The 14,289-nt window shown below is 64.7% G+C and carries 14 protein-coding genes and 2 tRNA genes; 13 read left to right on the top strand and 3 right to left on the bottom strand.

Annotated elements, in window-relative coordinates:
- The first annotated feature begins 257 nt into the window (after positions 1-257).
- The 6 genes from KRR55_RS05885 (at position 258) to KRR55_RS05860 (ending at position 4,605) form a co-directional block, all read left to right on the top strand.
- Positions 258-674: a DUF3052 domain-containing protein gene (locus KRR55_RS05885; protein WP_372342892.1), complete on the top strand. Its 417-nt coding sequence runs from the start codon at positions 258-260 to the stop codon at positions 672-674.
- A gap of 3 nt (positions 675-677) precedes the next feature.
- On the top strand, positions 678-1,172 hold the full coding sequence (locus tag KRR55_RS05880) for a redoxin domain-containing protein (protein WP_336245043.1): 495 nt from the start codon (positions 678-680) through the stop codon (positions 1,170-1,172).
- A 115-nt stretch (positions 1,173-1,287) separates the two neighbouring features.
- Positions 1,288-1,363 (top strand) — tRNA-Val (locus KRR55_RS05875).
- A 522-nt stretch (positions 1,364-1,885) separates the two neighbouring features.
- Positions 1,886-3,058, top strand: a complete 1,173-nt coding sequence (gene argE, locus KRR55_RS05870; protein WP_254455857.1) for an acetylornithine deacetylase — start codon at positions 1,886-1,888, stop codon at positions 3,056-3,058.
- Between the two features lie 51 nt (positions 3,059-3,109).
- Complete coding sequence (locus KRR55_RS05865) at positions 3,110-4,384, top strand: MFS transporter (protein WP_217388099.1); 1,275 nt, start codon at positions 3,110-3,112, stop codon at positions 4,382-4,384.
- Positions 4,385-4,532: 148 nt separating this feature from the next.
- Positions 4,533-4,605, top strand: a tRNA-Val gene (locus KRR55_RS05860).
- A gap of 115 nt (positions 4,606-4,720) precedes the next feature.
- On the opposite strand, the gene KRR55_RS05855 is transcribed toward KRR55_RS05860, so the two are convergent.
- Positions 4,721-4,906, bottom strand: a complete 186-nt coding sequence (locus tag KRR55_RS05855) for a CsbD family protein (RefSeq protein ID WP_217388098.1) — start codon at positions 4,904-4,906, stop codon at positions 4,721-4,723.
- 296 nt (positions 4,907-5,202) lie between these two features.
- Between KRR55_RS05855 and KRR55_RS05850 the strand changes: the two genes are divergently transcribed.
- The 4 genes from KRR55_RS05850 (at position 5,203) to KRR55_RS05835 (ending at position 9,028) form a co-directional block, all read left to right on the top strand.
- Entirely contained in the window at positions 5,203-5,718 is a 516-nt protein-coding gene (locus KRR55_RS05850; protein WP_217388097.1) for a gluconokinase, read from the top strand.
- A 62-nt stretch (positions 5,719-5,780) separates the two neighbouring features.
- Positions 5,781-7,184: a GntP family permease gene (locus tag KRR55_RS05845; protein WP_217388096.1), complete on the top strand. Its 1,404-nt coding sequence runs from the start codon at positions 5,781-5,783 to the stop codon at positions 7,182-7,184.
- Positions 7,185-7,224: 40 nt separating this feature from the next.
- Positions 7,225-7,998 (top strand): SDR family oxidoreductase, encoded by a 774-nt coding sequence (locus KRR55_RS05840; RefSeq protein ID WP_217388095.1) that lies wholly within the window; start codon positions 7,225-7,227, stop codon positions 7,996-7,998.
- The gene (locus KRR55_RS05835; protein ID WP_217388094.1) at positions 7,988-9,028 is read left to right on the top strand and encodes an L-idonate 5-dehydrogenase; all 1,041 of its coding nucleotides are present in this window, start codon (positions 7,988-7,990) and stop codon (positions 9,026-9,028) included. Before KRR55_RS05840 ends, KRR55_RS05835 begins: the two co-directional genes overlap by 11 nt.
- 150 nt (positions 9,029-9,178) lie before the next feature.
- Here KRR55_RS05835 and KRR55_RS05830 read toward each other — a convergent pair whose 3' ends face one another.
- Both KRR55_RS05830 and KRR55_RS05825 read right to left on the bottom strand, forming a co-directional pair.
- Positions 9,179-9,754 (bottom strand): hypothetical protein, encoded by a 576-nt coding sequence (locus tag KRR55_RS05830; RefSeq protein ID WP_217388093.1) that lies wholly within the window; start codon positions 9,752-9,754, stop codon positions 9,179-9,181.
- Positions 9,755-9,832: 78 nt separating this feature from the next.
- Positions 9,833-10,558, bottom strand: coding sequence for a FadR/GntR family transcriptional regulator (locus tag KRR55_RS05825; RefSeq protein WP_217388092.1), 726 nt, complete (start codon positions 10,556-10,558; stop codon positions 9,833-9,835).
- A 212-nt stretch (positions 10,559-10,770) separates the two neighbouring features.
- Between KRR55_RS05825 and gndA the strand changes: the two genes are divergently transcribed.
- The 3 genes from gndA (at position 10,771) to KRR55_RS05810 (ending at position 14,096) form a co-directional block, all read left to right on the top strand.
- Positions 10,771-12,210, top strand: coding sequence for an NADP-dependent phosphogluconate dehydrogenase (gene gndA / locus KRR55_RS05820; RefSeq protein ID WP_217388091.1), 1,440 nt, complete (start codon positions 10,771-10,773; stop codon positions 12,208-12,210).
- A gap of 204 nt (positions 12,211-12,414) precedes the next feature.
- Entirely contained in the window at positions 12,415-12,690 is a 276-nt protein-coding gene (locus KRR55_RS05815; protein WP_209911882.1) for a helix-turn-helix domain-containing protein, read from the top strand.
- Positions 12,690-14,096 carry a type II toxin-antitoxin system HipA family toxin gene (locus tag KRR55_RS05810; RefSeq protein ID WP_217388090.1) on the top strand — a complete coding sequence of 469 codons (1,407 nt, stop codon included), beginning with the start codon at positions 12,690-12,692 and terminating at the stop codon, positions 14,094-14,096. Before KRR55_RS05815 ends, KRR55_RS05810 begins: the two co-directional genes overlap by 1 nt.
- Positions 14,097-14,289: the final 193 nt, after the last annotated feature.

Genomic DNA, 14,289 nt, shown 5'->3' with positions numbered 1-14,289 from the left:
GCAAGCGCCAAAGTTGTGGCCCGTTCCCCAAGGGTGGTTGGTCGCGGACCGCCGATTACACTCTAATGCGCATGGGGACCCAAAACGTATCTGGGCCCTACACATGCAATGATTTGGAGTTAACAGGCAATGCGCCGAGAGCCGAAAGTAGGTCGAAGTCGTCACTATTTCGGCGTGTTGGAGCCTCTGCGCTTGATGGGAGCGCAAAAAGGGTGTTTGGTTGTAACCAGACGCTTTACAGCAGCAGGAGGAGTGACGTGAGCGACGCCGCACCGGCAAAGCACGAAGCCGCACACAAAATGGGCTTCAAAGACGGGGACCTGATCCAGGAACTCGGGTACGACGACGATGTGGACTTTGATCTGCGCGATTCCCTTGAGGAAGCAGTGGGTTCCGAACTATTGACAGAGGAAGACCACGAGGTTGTGGACGGAATCGTCTATTGGTGGCGCGCCGACGACGGGGATCTCATTGATGCCCTGGTCGATTCGCTGGTCAATCTGGATGAAAAGGGGGTCGTATGGCTATTGACCCCGAAACCGGGACGAGACGGCCATGTGTCGCCCGCCTCAATCCAGGCCGATGCGCCCACCGCAGGCCTCCATGTCACAAACACCGAGGGTGTTTCGGAGGATTGGTCGGCCACTCGACTTGTTGCGCGCCGCAAGAACTAGCGCGTGGAATCATCACATTCGGCAGCGGGGAGCACATCCCCGGTGCCTCGGGCCGGTCAAACGGCTCCGGGCTTCGCCCTTCCCAACCAGCACGGTGAACTCATTGAGTCCCGGGCCTTGGGGGAGCAGGCCTACTTCCTGGTTTTCTACCCGTTCGCGTTTTCCGCGGTCTGCGGGTCGGAGCTTGAAGAGTTGGAAAAGGTTCGCGAGGAATTTGCAGCACTGGATACCCGCATCATGGGTGTTTCGGTGGATCACAAATACGCACTGCGCACCTACGCGGACCAGGCCCATTTCGGGTTTGATCTGCTGGCCGATTTCTGGCCGCACGGTGCCGTAGCGAAGAGCTATGGCGCATTCAATAGCGAGTCCGGCGCGGCAACGCGGCACACGTTCCTCATCCAAAAGGGACATGTGGTGGATTCGTTTAGTTCACCCATCCATCAGGCGCGCGCCATCGCGCGCTACCGAGAGGCGATGGACCTACTCACTTCATAGCTGTCGAAGAATCTTTGCGTCTATTCGACAGCTCGGGCGGGTACGTTGCCACAGCCACATTCTTGTCACGAACACTTCCGGCGGATTTCCAACCAAACGAATTCAGTAGTGCCAAGGGCCTTTAGCTCAGCTGGTAGAGCGTCACGTTTACACCGTGAATGTCATCGGTTCGATCCCGGTAGGGCCCACCAACACCTCATCAGGCCGCGCACGCCTGGTGCCCGGTCCGCCAAATCGCGGATCACCTGTACCGACGGCGCCGTCCGCAGTCCCCGGCGCCAACGCCCGGGTCCCTTCGCGTGGCTTTGGCAAGCCGCGAGCCCCGACAGGGCACTAGGCCGTGCGCCGCATCGCGGCCGAAGTGAATTCGCGATCAAGTGATGGCTTCCCACACGCAGTTCCCCCTGCCCGTCAAGCGCGCGCCCATCGCCCGTGGAAATGGCCGAGTCAAGGACGGTCCCCATCACCCCGGCGCCGCACTGCCGGACGGTGCCGTCGGCGTTCTTGCCGCCATGGGCCTGCACCGAACCCCCCGGGTGGACTCCCAGTGATGCACGTAACAAATTTTTGCAGATTCCCGTCAAATCGGGCCGCTGTGTTACGAGATCCATTCATCCTCCGTGCCACCGGACCCCGGCGATGAGAGACTCATCGCGGCCCTTTTCAGATTTGATAGTGGGAATACGGCCGCCCCATGACCACGAGGAGTAGCAATGTCACACGCCCCCAGCGAAGCGACCATGGCTGAAATCACGAAGCTGATTGGCTTCGACACCACAAGCCGGGACAGCAACCTGCCCTTGATTGACTACGTCGTTGGCAGGGTGGAGGCACTCGGCATTGCATCGACCCTGATCCACAACGCCGAGGGAACCAAGGCCAACCTCTTGGCAACGATCCCGGCCGCCGACGGCACGCGCACCGGCGGCATTGTGCTGTCCGGACATACCGACGTGGTCCCGGTTGACGGCCAGGTGTGGAGCAGCGACCCGTTCATCCCCGAGATCCGCGACGGGAAGCTGTACGCCCGCGGCACCAGCGACATGAAGTCCTTCATTGCCGTGATCATGGCCAAGCTGGAGACGATCGCCGAGGCCAAGCTGGGCGAACCGATCCACCTGGCGTTCTCCTACGACGAGGAAGTCGGGTGCATTGGCGCCGTGGACCTCGTCACTGCCATCACCGAGGCGGGACTGGAGCCGCGCGGCTGCATCGTGGGGGAGCCCACCAGCATGCGCGTCGTGCGCGGACACAAGTCGGTCAACGTCATCCGCGTCGACTTCCACGGGGTTGCCGCCCACTCGTCGCTGACCACGCAGGGCGTCAACGCGATCTCGGCCGCGGCCGAGTTCACCGCATTCGTCGACTCCGCGGCCCGCGGGTTCACCCAGGACGGCCCGTTCGACGAGGCGTTCATTGTTCCGCACACCACCACCACGGTGAACAAGATCGAGGGCGGGATCGCGGTCAACACGATCCCGGCCGACTGCACCTTGCACTTCGAGTTCCGCTCGATCGCCGAAGACGATCCGGCGGCCCTGATTGAACGCTTCCGCGCCGAGGCACAGCGCATTGAATCCCTGATGAAGCAGCGCAATGCCGACGCCCAGGTCACGTTCGAGGTCCTGGCCAAGACGCCGGGCCTGGACACCCCCGAAGACGCCGGCATCGTGGCACTGGCCGCGGAACTGGGCGGCACTCCCAGCCCGGACAAGGCCACCTACGGCACCGAGGCGGGGCTGTTCTTCAATGCGGGAATCCCCACCGTGGTCTGCGGCCCCGGCGACATCGCGCAGGCCCACGCACCCGACGAGTTCATCGAGCTGGACCAGATCGTCCAGTGCGAGGACTTCATCGACAACCTGATCGCGGCCCTGCGCGCCTGAGTGCGCCGCAGCACCACGACCCACCCATCCACCTTCCCCAAGGAGAGAATCATGGCCAGCACCCAAGCGGTCACCCCGGCGCAGCTCTCGGCCGCCAGAAAGGCAGTGGTCAGTAGCTCGATCGGTGCCGCCCTGGAGTGGTTCGACATCATCGTCTACGCCACCTTCGCGGTGGTCATCGCCGAGAACTTCTACCCGGAGTCAAACGGCACCTTCGGTCTCGTGCTCACCTTCGCGACCTTCGCGCTTTCCTACGTGATCCGTCCGCTCGGCGGAGTGATCCTGGGCAGCTACGCCGACCGCAAGGGCCGGAAGAACGCCCTGACCCTGACCCTGATGCTGATGATGGTCGGTACGCTCATCATGGCGTTGGCGCCGACCTATGCCCAGGTCGGCGTCTGGGGAGCGGTGATCATCCTGCTCTCGCGCTTGATCCAGGGGTTCTCCGCCGGCGGCGAGTTCGGCACCGCGACGGCCTTCCTGATCGAGACCGCGCCGCACAAGAAGGCCTTCTACTCCTCGTGGCAGGTTGCCAGCCAGGGTGCGTCCATGCTGCTGGCCTCGGCCTTCGGCTACGGGCTGACCCAGTGGCTCTCCGAGGAGGACCTGTACAGCTGGGGTTGGCGCGTGCCGTTCTTTGTCGGCCTGCTCATCGGCCCGGTCGGCCTGTACATCCGTGCCAAGCTCGACGAGACCGAGGAGTTCATCCAGAGCGAGAAGGAGAAGGCGCCGCTGAAGGCCTTGGTGGTCCACCACTACGGGCGGCTGCTGGCTGGCGCGGCGGTCATCGGCGTTGCCACCATCTCGGTCTACATGATCCTGTACATGCCGACCTTTGCCGTGACGAACCTGGGCATCCCGGCGACCGCGGCATTCCTCGGCGGCGTCGTTGCAGGCTTGATCGTGCTGGTCGGTGTTCCGTTCGTCGGCCACCTGGCCGACCGCGTCGGCCCGGCCAAGGTCATGACCTATGCGGCCGTCGGCGCCTTGCTCTTGGCCTGGCCGTTGTTCCAGCTCATGGTGAGCACGCCGACGGTGCCGGTGATGGTGGTCGTCATTGCGCTGCTCGGCGTCATCATGGCGTTCTACTTCGGCCCGATGCCCGCACTGCTCTCGTCCCTGTTCCCGGCCGCCATCCGCGGGACCGGACTTGCCGTCACCTACAACGTCGGCGTCACCCTGCTTGGCGGCATCGCCCCGCTGGTACTGACGTGGCTCCTGAGCGTTACCGGGTCGTTGAACGCGCCCAGCCTGTACTACATGGCCATCGCGGTCATCTCGCTGGTGGGACTGTACTTCGTGCGGAAGCGCTACCTGCTGCCCTAGGAAGTATCTCGGCCCTCGAGGGCGGTGTGGACCGGATCGGACGGACCGCCCTCGAGGGCGATTTGCCAAGTCAGTGAAGTCTGTATTAGATTATCTTCTTGTTGCAACGCACTGGATCGGAATTCTTCCAGGAAAGACGTTGTTTCAGGGGCCTTTAGCTCAGCTGGTAGAGCGTCACGTTTACACCGTGAATGTCATCGGTTCGATCCCGGTAGGGCCCACATGCAAGATCCCTCGGGATAGTCGACAAAAGTCGATTATCCCGAGGGATCTTTTCGTTAAGCCGTGGGCCGCGAACGGGGGCCGGAGCGCTGAGCGGTCCTTTGGCGGTGGCGGCTAGTTGCCGGTAATGTCCTTGGCCGCGTCCTTCACGTGTTCACCGGCCTGCTTCGCCTTTGCCTCCGCCTGCTCCTTGAGGCCCTCGGCCTGAAGTTGTTCGTTGTTCGTGGCGTCGCCGAGCCTTTCCTTGGCCTCGCCGGATACTTCCTGTGCCTTGTTGCTGATCTTGTCTCCGAGTCCCATGGCGGGTTTTCCCTTCGTTGATCTTGCATGAACGATTCCCACGCTAGGAACAGAACCTTGGCACTAGCTGGGAGCCGCGGCAAAACCGCCGGAGGAGCCGCTGGGATTTCCGCAAGGGAGGCGGCTGGATCCGCATGCCGACGGCGATCCCGACGTTGCCGAACCCGTCCAAAAGATCCTGGTGAAAGGTCGTGTTGACACTTCGTCTGCGCAGATCTAGTCTGTATAAATCAGATTTATGTTGGACATCACGTTGTTATGTCGGACATTACTTTCGGATCCACGATGGAGTGACGATGAACAGCCTTGCCAACCCGCCTATGGTCGTTATGGGCGTTTCCGGATGCGGGAAATCCACGGTGGGCAATATGCTGGCCCTGGAGCTGGGCTCGACGTTCATCGACGGCGACGATCTCCATCCGGTGTCCAACAAGGAAAAGATGGCAGCCGGCCAGCCGCTGGACGACACCGACCGCGAGCCATGGCTGGCCACCATTGGAGAGGCGCTGCACAGGAGCACGGAAAGCGGCACTCCGGCGGTCATCGCGTGTTCCGCACTCAAGCGCAATTACCGTGACGCGCTGCGCGCGCACGAACCGGCGACCCTCTTCATTCACCTCCGCGGTGCTGCAGACCTCATCCAGCACCGCCTCGACGAGCGCAACCACGAATACATGCCCTCGACCCTGCTCGCCTCGCAGCTGAACACGCTCGAGGCCATCGAGGAGGACGAACCCGCCATCGAGGTGGACGTCAGCCAGAGCCCCGCAGACATTGTGGCCCTCGTGGCCACGACCCTGAAAAACCGCTAGCACCCGGAACCGTCAGGTTCCATCCCCACCACCCGACATCCTTACACCTCCGAAGGACAATGATGACCGAAGAGCTAGTCATGAACTGGACGCTGGGCACACCCGCGCTCCTTTCCATTGCCGTGGGCGCGATCCTGCTGCTGCTCCTGTTCATAATCAAATGGCGCATCCACGCATTCGTGGCCCTGGTCGTCATCTCCCTGCTGACCGCGGTCGCCACGGGCATTCCGGTGGCGTCGGTGATCCCGACCCTCACCGGCGGCTTCGGCGGCACGCTGGCCTCCGTTGCCCTGCTGGTCGGCCTGGGCGCCATGCTCGGGCGCATGCTCGAAACCAGTGGCGGGGCAGAGGTGCTCACCAATGCGTTGATCAACAAGTTCGGCGAGAAGCGCGCACCGCTGGCGCTGTCCATCGCGTCGCTGCTCTTCGGCTTCCCGATCTTCTTCGACGCAGGCCTGGTCGTCATGCTGCCGATCATCTTCACCGTCGCACGCCGCCTGGGCGGATCGTTCCTGGGCTACGCCTTCCCGGCGGCCACCGCCTTCTCCGTCATGCACATCTTTGTCCCGCCGCACCCCGGACCGGTTGCCGCCTCCGGCCTGCTCGAGGCGAACGTCGGCCTGGTCCTGCTGCTGGGCCTCGTCGTGGCCCTTCCGACCTGGTTCTTCGCCGGCCACCTCTACGGCAAGTACGTGGGCCGCAAGTTCAACATCGCCATCCCCGACATCCTGGCCGGCACCGAGGCCGAAAAGCACGACTTCGCCTCCAAGCCCAAGCTGGGCACCGTCGTGACGCTGCTGCTGCTGCCGCTGGTCCTGATCTTCATGAACACCGGTCTGAACACCCTTGCCTCCGCCGGGATCGTTGACAAGCAGGCCCAGTGGGTCCAGATCCTGCGCCTGGTCGGGGAAACCCCCGTAGCCCTGCTGATCACCGTGCTGCTGGGCATGTACCTGCTGGGCTACAAGCAGAACAAGGACAAGACCCTCATCGAGACAGTGGTCGACTCGGCCCTGGGCCCGGTCTGCTCGATCATCCTGATCACCGGCGCCGGCGGAATGTTCGGTGCGGTGCTGCGCGCCAGCGGCATCGGCGACGCCGTGGCCGACTCCCTGGACACCCTCGGCCTGCCGGTCATCGTCGCGGGCTTCATCATCGCCGCCGTGGTGCGCGTCGCCCAGGGTTCGGCCACCGTCGCCCTGACCACCGCGGCCGCCATCATCCAGCCCGTCGTGGTGGGCAACGCCGACCTGAACCAGATCGAGGTCGTGGCCATCGTGCTCGCCCTGGCCGCCGGCTCCGTCTTCGCCGGCCACGTCAACGACTCCGGCTTCTGGCTGGTCAGCCGGTTCTTCGGCATGGACGTCAAGACCACGCTGAAGGTCTGGACCGTGGGACAGGCACTGGTCGGCGTCATCGGCTTCGCCATCGCGTACCTGATCTACGCCGTCGCCGCGGCGTTCTAGCCAGCAACCCCAACGAACAACACCAAGGTTAGGACAGCCCATGGGCAGCAACCTCTTTGACCTCACCGGGCGCATTGCGCTGGTCACCGGATCCTCGCGCGGCATCGGGCGGGAACTTGCCGCCGGCCTGGCCGACGCCGGGGCCACGATCGTGCTCCACGCCCGCAACGCCGAGACCCTGGCGGCCACGGCCGCCGAGTTCGAGGCCCGCTACGGGGCGGAGCGCGTTTTCTCCTACGCGTTCGACGTGACCGACGCGGCCGCGGTGGCGGGAAGCATCGCCGCCATCGAGGCCGAGGTCGGCCCGCTGCGTATCCTGGTGAACAACGCCGGGATCCAGCACCGCGTCCCCTTGCTGGAACTGGAGGTCGCGGACTGGCAGCGCGTGCTGGACACCAACCTGACCAGCGCCTTCCTGGTGGGCCGCGAGGCCGCCAGGGGCATGCTGGAGCGCGGGGAAGGCAAGATCATCAACATCTGCTCCGTGCAGACCGACCTGGCCCGGCCCACCATCGCCGCCTACACCGCGGCCAAAGGCGGGTTGCGCAACCTGACCCGGGCCATGACCGCCGAGTGGGCCTCCGGCGGGCTGCAGGTCAACGGCATCGCCCCGGGCTACATCCACACCGAAATGACCCAGAACCTGGTGGACGACCAGAAGTTCAACTCCTGGATCCTGGGCCGGACCCCGGCCGGGCGCTGGGGCACCGTGGCCGACCTGGCCGGACCTGCAGTCTGGCTGGCCTCCGACGGCTCGAACTACGTCAACGGCCAGACCATCTTCATCGACGGGGGAATGACAGTTGTCGTCTAACACCAGCACCGCGACCGCCGTCGTCGCCCACGCGGCAAACGACCTGCGCGTCGAGACCATCCCGGTGGCCGCCCCGGCTTCGGACGAAGCCCAGGTCGCCATCGCCTACGGCGGCATCTGCGGTTCGGACCTGCACTACTGGAGCCACGGCGCCGCGGGGGAGTCAATCCTCAAGGCACCCATGGTGCTGGGCCACGAGATCGTCGGCACCGTCACGGTGGCCGCGGCCGATGGCAGCGGCCCGGCGGCCGGCACCTCCGTCGCCGTGCACCCGGCCACCCCGGGCGGCACCGGCGCACGCTACCCGCTGGACCGGCCCAACCTGTCCCCGGGCTGCACCTACCTGGGCTCGGCGGCGCGCTTCCCGCACACCGAGGGCGCGTTTGCCAGCACCGTGAACCTGCCGGGGCGCATGCTGCGCGAGCTGCCCGCGGGGCTCTCGCTGCGCGATGCGGCCCTGGCCGAACCCGCGGCGGTCGCCTGGCACGCGGTCTCCCGGGCCGGCGAGGTCGCCGGCAAGCGCGTCATGGTCATCGGCGCCGGACCCATCGGCGCCCTGGCGGTCGCCGTGCTCAGGCGCGCCGGCGCCGCCGAGATCATCGCGGTCGACATGTTCGACCGTCCGCTGGAAATCGCCGCGGCCGCCGGGGCGACCGAGACCCTGAAGGCCGACGACGTGGAGGCCATCGCCGCCGTCGAGGCCGACGTGGTCATCGAGGCCAGCGGCAATTACCGAGGCCTGGCCTCGGCGGTCCGCGGCGCGGTGCGCGGCGGGCGCATCGTCATGGTCGGGCTCTTGCCCTCGGGCGAGCAGCCCGCGCTGATCTCCCTGGCGATCACCCGGGAACTGGAGCTGGTCGGTTCCTTCCGCTTCAACGACGAGATCGATGACGTGCTCTGGGCCCTCGCCGACGGCACGCTCGATGTCTCGGCCATCGTCACCCACGAATTCGGCGTCGATGATGCGCTGGAGGCCTTCGCCGTGGCGAAGAACTCCGCGGAATCGGGCAAGGTCCTGCTGAGGTTCTAGGCGCAGGAATCCGGGCGACAAGAAATCGCACAACACCCGCAAGAAGCCAAGGCGCTGCCCAGGTCCCCGAAAGGGGGTCCGGGGCAGCGCCTTGGCTTTTCCCCTCGTGATGTCCGGGCCCGGCGGGTGCCGGCCCGGGCCGTTCGACGCCTACTGCCAGAGACCGCGCAGATACGGGATGGTTCGTACATTGCCGGCCACGAAGCGCGACCCGAAGTAGCCCAACTCCACAACCACGCCAAGCTCCAAGTCGATCAGTGTATGCCCACGCTGGCTGGCCTCGCGCGGTGCATCCTTGTTGCCGAATTCCAGGCGGATCACCCCGGCCGAGGCAGCTGCGGATTCAGTAACCCGTGCCCCGTCGTACTGTCCGCCCCATATCGGCAGGTCCAACGGGCTGAGCATGCCCAGCACCGGAGGACTCGAGGGCAAGCGGAAGACATTGATGCGGCGGTGCGGTGCGCCCACTGCCTCGGTGACGACCAACGTTGACTCGCCAGGGGAATATACAAAGGAAAACTTGTCCGAGGGGCGCCGGCCCGTACAGTCGAACTCGTGGGTGCCCTGCTCGGTCCCGGCCCTCACCTCGTAGCTGCGCATGCTGCGGCCTTCGGCATCAAGCTCTTCCACCGTTGCGTGCAGGCTTGAGTCCGTCCTGGCTGAGCGCAAGGCACCGATCAAATCGACAAGATGCGCGAGCCCATCCCCTTCCGGGGCGCTCTGCATGGTTCCCTCCACGACATTGCCTCCGCGATAAGTCCGACCCTTGAGACCCGGATCCTATCGGTCGATGGCACGCTTCGGCTAGGGGCGCGGCTGCGGGAAGAGCCGCGGCCGATCGGCCCAGACGCCGCAGATTTCCTGGTTGGTGCGGCGCATGATCAGTTCCATGGATTCCCGCGCCCGGTGCGGCTCGTGGGCGGAAATCGCGTCGGCGACGGCCTGGTGCCAGGTGAGCGCCTCCTCGTGGGGGTGCTCGGGCATCAAACCGAGTTCGGTGCGGCCGCGCAGCGTCTCGCCGATTGGATTGGCCAGGTTCGCAAACATCTCGTTGCCCGAGGCTGCAAGCACCAGGGCATGGAAGCGGATGTCCAGTTCCAGGAACGCCTCCAGGTCCCCGGAGCGGCCGGCATGGCGCATCCGGGCGGCCACATTCAGCAGCTCTCCGCAGAATTCCGGGGGCGCGTGCTCGGCCGCCAGCTCGGCGGCCATGGGCTCGACGGCCACGCGCAGCTCGGTGAGGGAACGCAATTGCGCGCCCTGCCCGTCGCCGGCCAGGCGCCAGCGGATCACCAGGGGGTCAAAGGGGTTCCAATGCTCCGCGGCCAACACCCGGATCCCGACGCGCTTGGTGGAAACCACCAGCCCGGCCGAGGCCAGCACCCGGACGGCCTCGCGGACCACCGAGCGGGAGACACCCAGTTCGCCCTCCAGCTCGGAGGCCAGGATCACTTCCCCGGCGGGCAGGGATCCGTCGACAATCCGGCTTCCGAGATGGTCGACGGCTTGTTGGTGCAGGCTATTGGGCATGAGGCAATCCTATCGGCAATCGAGTGCGCAAATTCCCCAGTGAACACGCAAAAAGGCACGTGTTTCCGGGGCAACTTATGGCAACGAAGCGTGTTCTTCTGGCAATGGGCACGCCTGACAAACTAAAGTGGGTAGAAGTCACGGAGCCGTGCCCGGCGCTCCTTCGTGCCGGTATCCGCCCGGCCCAGCAAAATCGCAACGATGGAGACTTCATGCCTGCACAGATTGGCGTCACCGGCCTAGCCGTCATGGGCGCAAACCTCGCCCGGAACTTCGCCCGCAACGGATACACCGTCGCGCTGCACAACCGCTCGGTTGCCAAGACCGACGCACTGCTGGCGGCGCACGGCGAGGAGGGCGACTTCATCCGCACCGAGACCCTGGAAGAACTGGTCCAGAACCTTGAGACCCCGCGGCGCGTGCTGATCATGGTCAAGGCCGGCGGCCCCGTCGACTCGGTCATCGACTCCCTGGTCCCGCTGCTCGATGAGGGCGACATCATCATCGACGGCGGCAACTCCAACTTCGTTGACACCCGCCGCCGCGAGGCAGACCTGGCGGCCAAGGGCCTGCACTTCGTGGGCGTCGGCGTTTCCGGCGGCGAGGAGGGCGCACTGCTCGGCCCCTCGATCATGCCCGGCGGCTCCAGGGAGTCCTACGACGCCCTGGGCCCGATGCTCGAGAAGATCTCCGCCAAGGCCATCGACGGCGCGCCCTGCTGTGCCTGGATCTCCACCGACGGTGCCGGCCACTTCGTGAAGATGGTCCACAACGGCATCGAGTACGCGGACATGCAGGTCATTGGCGAGGCCTACGACCTGCTGCGCACCGGCGCCGGCATCGAGCCGGCCGCCCAGGCGCAGATCTTCGAGGAATGGAACAAGGGCGAGCTCGCCTCCTTCCTCATCGAGATCACCGCCGAGGTGCTGGCACACGTTGACCCCAAGACCGGCAAGCCGCTGGTCGATGTCATCGTCGACTCCGCTGGCCAGAAGGGCACCGGCCGCTGGACCGTGCAGTCGGCCCTTGACCTCGGATCCCCGACCTCGGCCATCGCCGAGTCCGTCTTCGCCCGCGGCCTGTCCTCGCAGCGCGATCAGCGTGCCATCGGCCAGGAGGTCCTGGCCGGCCACGAGGTCGCCGTCGAGCTCGGCGAGAACTTCGTCGAGGACGTGCGCCAGGCGCTCTTCGCCTCCAAGCTGGTCTCCTACGCCCAGGGCCTGGACATGCTCACCAGCGCCGGCAAGGAATACAACTGGGAGCTGAAGCTCGACGAGATCGCCTCCCTGTGGCGCGAGGGCTGCATCATCCGCGCCGCGCTGCTTGCCGACATCACCAAGGCCTACGCGGCCGAGGAAAAGCCGGCCAACCTGCTCTTCGCCCCGGCGTTCTCCGAGGCCATCGCCGCCGCGCTTCCGGCCTGGCGCCGCGTGGTCTCCACCGCCGTCCAGCTCGGCGTGCCGGTTCCGGTGTTCTCCTCCTCGCTGGCCTACTACGACGGCCTGCGCCGCAAGCGCCTGCCGGCAGCGCTGACCCAGGGCCTGCGCGACCTCTTCGGTGCGCACACCTACAACCGCGTTGACACCGAGGGCTCGTTCCACACCCAGTGGAGCGGCGACAAGACCGAAATCGAAGCCGAAGACACCCACTAGTCTTCGGTTCCCATCCCACAGGGGCGGCGCCTCCGGTATTTCCGGAAGCTCCGCCCCTTCTGGTTTCCCAGTCCGCACGGCGTCTTGAAGGAAACACGGCTCTGCACTGCATCCCTGTAGGGCAGTTGAATTGACGCAATAATGTAGCTATATGTAGACGCTATCAATGCTAGAGTTGGTAAATAGCTACGTTAGGTGGACAAGATGATGGAAATGGAACGGCTCGGTGTGCATCTGCGCGATTGGCGCATCATCCTTGGTCTTTCCCAGGAGCTGGTCGCCGAACGGGCCAACATCTCCCGCTCCACCTTGATCAAGCTGGAGCAGGGCACGGGCGGCAAGTTGGAAAACTTTCTGACGGTGGCCAAGGTGCTTGGTGTCAATGACCGGATCGATGCGGCGGTCGACCCGCTGAATACGGATCTGGGCCGCGCGCGGGCCTACATGCTCAGCCGTCAACGAGCTCCTAGGAGAAACTGATGGCCAGTCGTTCCCGAAGGGAAATCCGAACCATCGATGTCCTTGTCAACGACACCAAGGCCGGCTCCATGGCGGTGGAATCCGATCTCCATTCGCCGCTGGAACACATAGCGTTCAGCTACGCCGATGCATGGCTCGGAGAGGGGTCCTCCTTCGAAATCTCTCCGGAATTGCCGTTGCTCCGAGGCGAACAGCGGCCCACCATGGGGCGGGAGATCTTTGGTTCGTTCATGGACGCCGCCCCGGATGCATGGGGGCAGCGGCTACTCCATGAACAGGCCAGGCTTCGGGCAAGAGCCACGAAAACCCCCTTGCCAAGCAACACCGCGGTCTCAAGGCTGCTCATGGTCAACGACAAGACCAGACAGGGGGCACTGCGGTTTCGCGAGAACGGAAAGTTCCTTTCCACCTGGGGTGAATCGGCGGGGATCCGTGATGTCACGGAATTGGCTGCCGAAGCAACAACCTACGAAGAGACCGGCGTCATTGACGAGCGAAACAGTTTGCTCATCGGTGCCGGTTCCTCTCCTGGAGGTGCCCAGCCAAAGGCCTGGATTCGTGATGATGACGGAACGATGCTGCTGGCCAAGTTTCCCAAGACATCGGACCGTGGCAATGTCCAACTCTGGGAAATGGTTGCCATGGTGCTGCAGCAACGAGCCGGCATCCGGGTACAGCCATCCCGGCTGATGCGGCTGAATTCCCACAGCCAGATATTCCTCACCGAGCGGTTCGACCGAGTGGGGGAAACCAGGATCCCCTACATGAGTGCCAGGACAGCGCTTCAACTGGATACCTATGAGCACCCCAACTATGTCAAGCTGGCACGGGAAATCACCCTGATATCCGCGTCGCCGACCGAGGATGCCAACGAAATGTTCAGCAGGGCCGCATTCGGGGCCATGGTGAACAACATCGACGACCACATGCGCAACCATGGCCTGCTGCGGCACAAGAGCGGTTGGCGCCTGTCTCCCTCATTCGACGTCAACCCCACCAGAAGCGGGACATCGGAAACGCCGTTGGTTCCCGACGGGGATGTGTCTGACCGAAATGTCCTGGAGCTCCTTGATCACCTGGACTCTTTTCGGCTCACGCGTGCCGCGGCCGTGGACCGGCTTCGTGCAATCAACGCAGCCGTTTCACACTGGGCACAGGACGCATTGGAGCTCGGCGCCGAACCGGATGAGATCGAATCGATGAAGCTGGCGTTCGAAGGCGCAAACCGGGGACGGGTCCATGAGCTTGAGGCTGGTGCGGAACCGACCGTGATCGACCTCGCCCCGGGGAAAGGGACTCGGTCCGTGACGGGCCCGACCACCGGCGAGCGAATCTGGATTGGCCCGCACTACCGGGGCGAAAGACTCGTGCCCGGTCACTTCCGCACCAAGCCCCAACGGAGCTGACCCTTCATCCCGCTGATCGCGATTCGACCGTCACCGGCCAACCGTCCTCGGTGGGCGCTTCTTCCGCTTCGATGTGGCTTCAGCGCGGTGTGCCTGCGGAGAACCGCCCGGGGCACATTTGCCAACCCCGATATCAGGCCAGTCGCCGGTCTGCCGAAATTCCCGGCATCCACGGCACGACACAATGCTCGCG

Origin of the sequence: Paeniglutamicibacter quisquiliarum (assembly GCF_019084045.1) — a bacterium.
GTDB classification, from domain to species: Bacteria; Actinomycetota; Actinomycetes; order Actinomycetales; family Micrococcaceae; genus Paeniglutamicibacter; species Paeniglutamicibacter quisquiliarum.
Note: the sequence above shows the minus strand (reverse complement) of the source record. Positions and strands in the feature narration are given on the sequence as shown.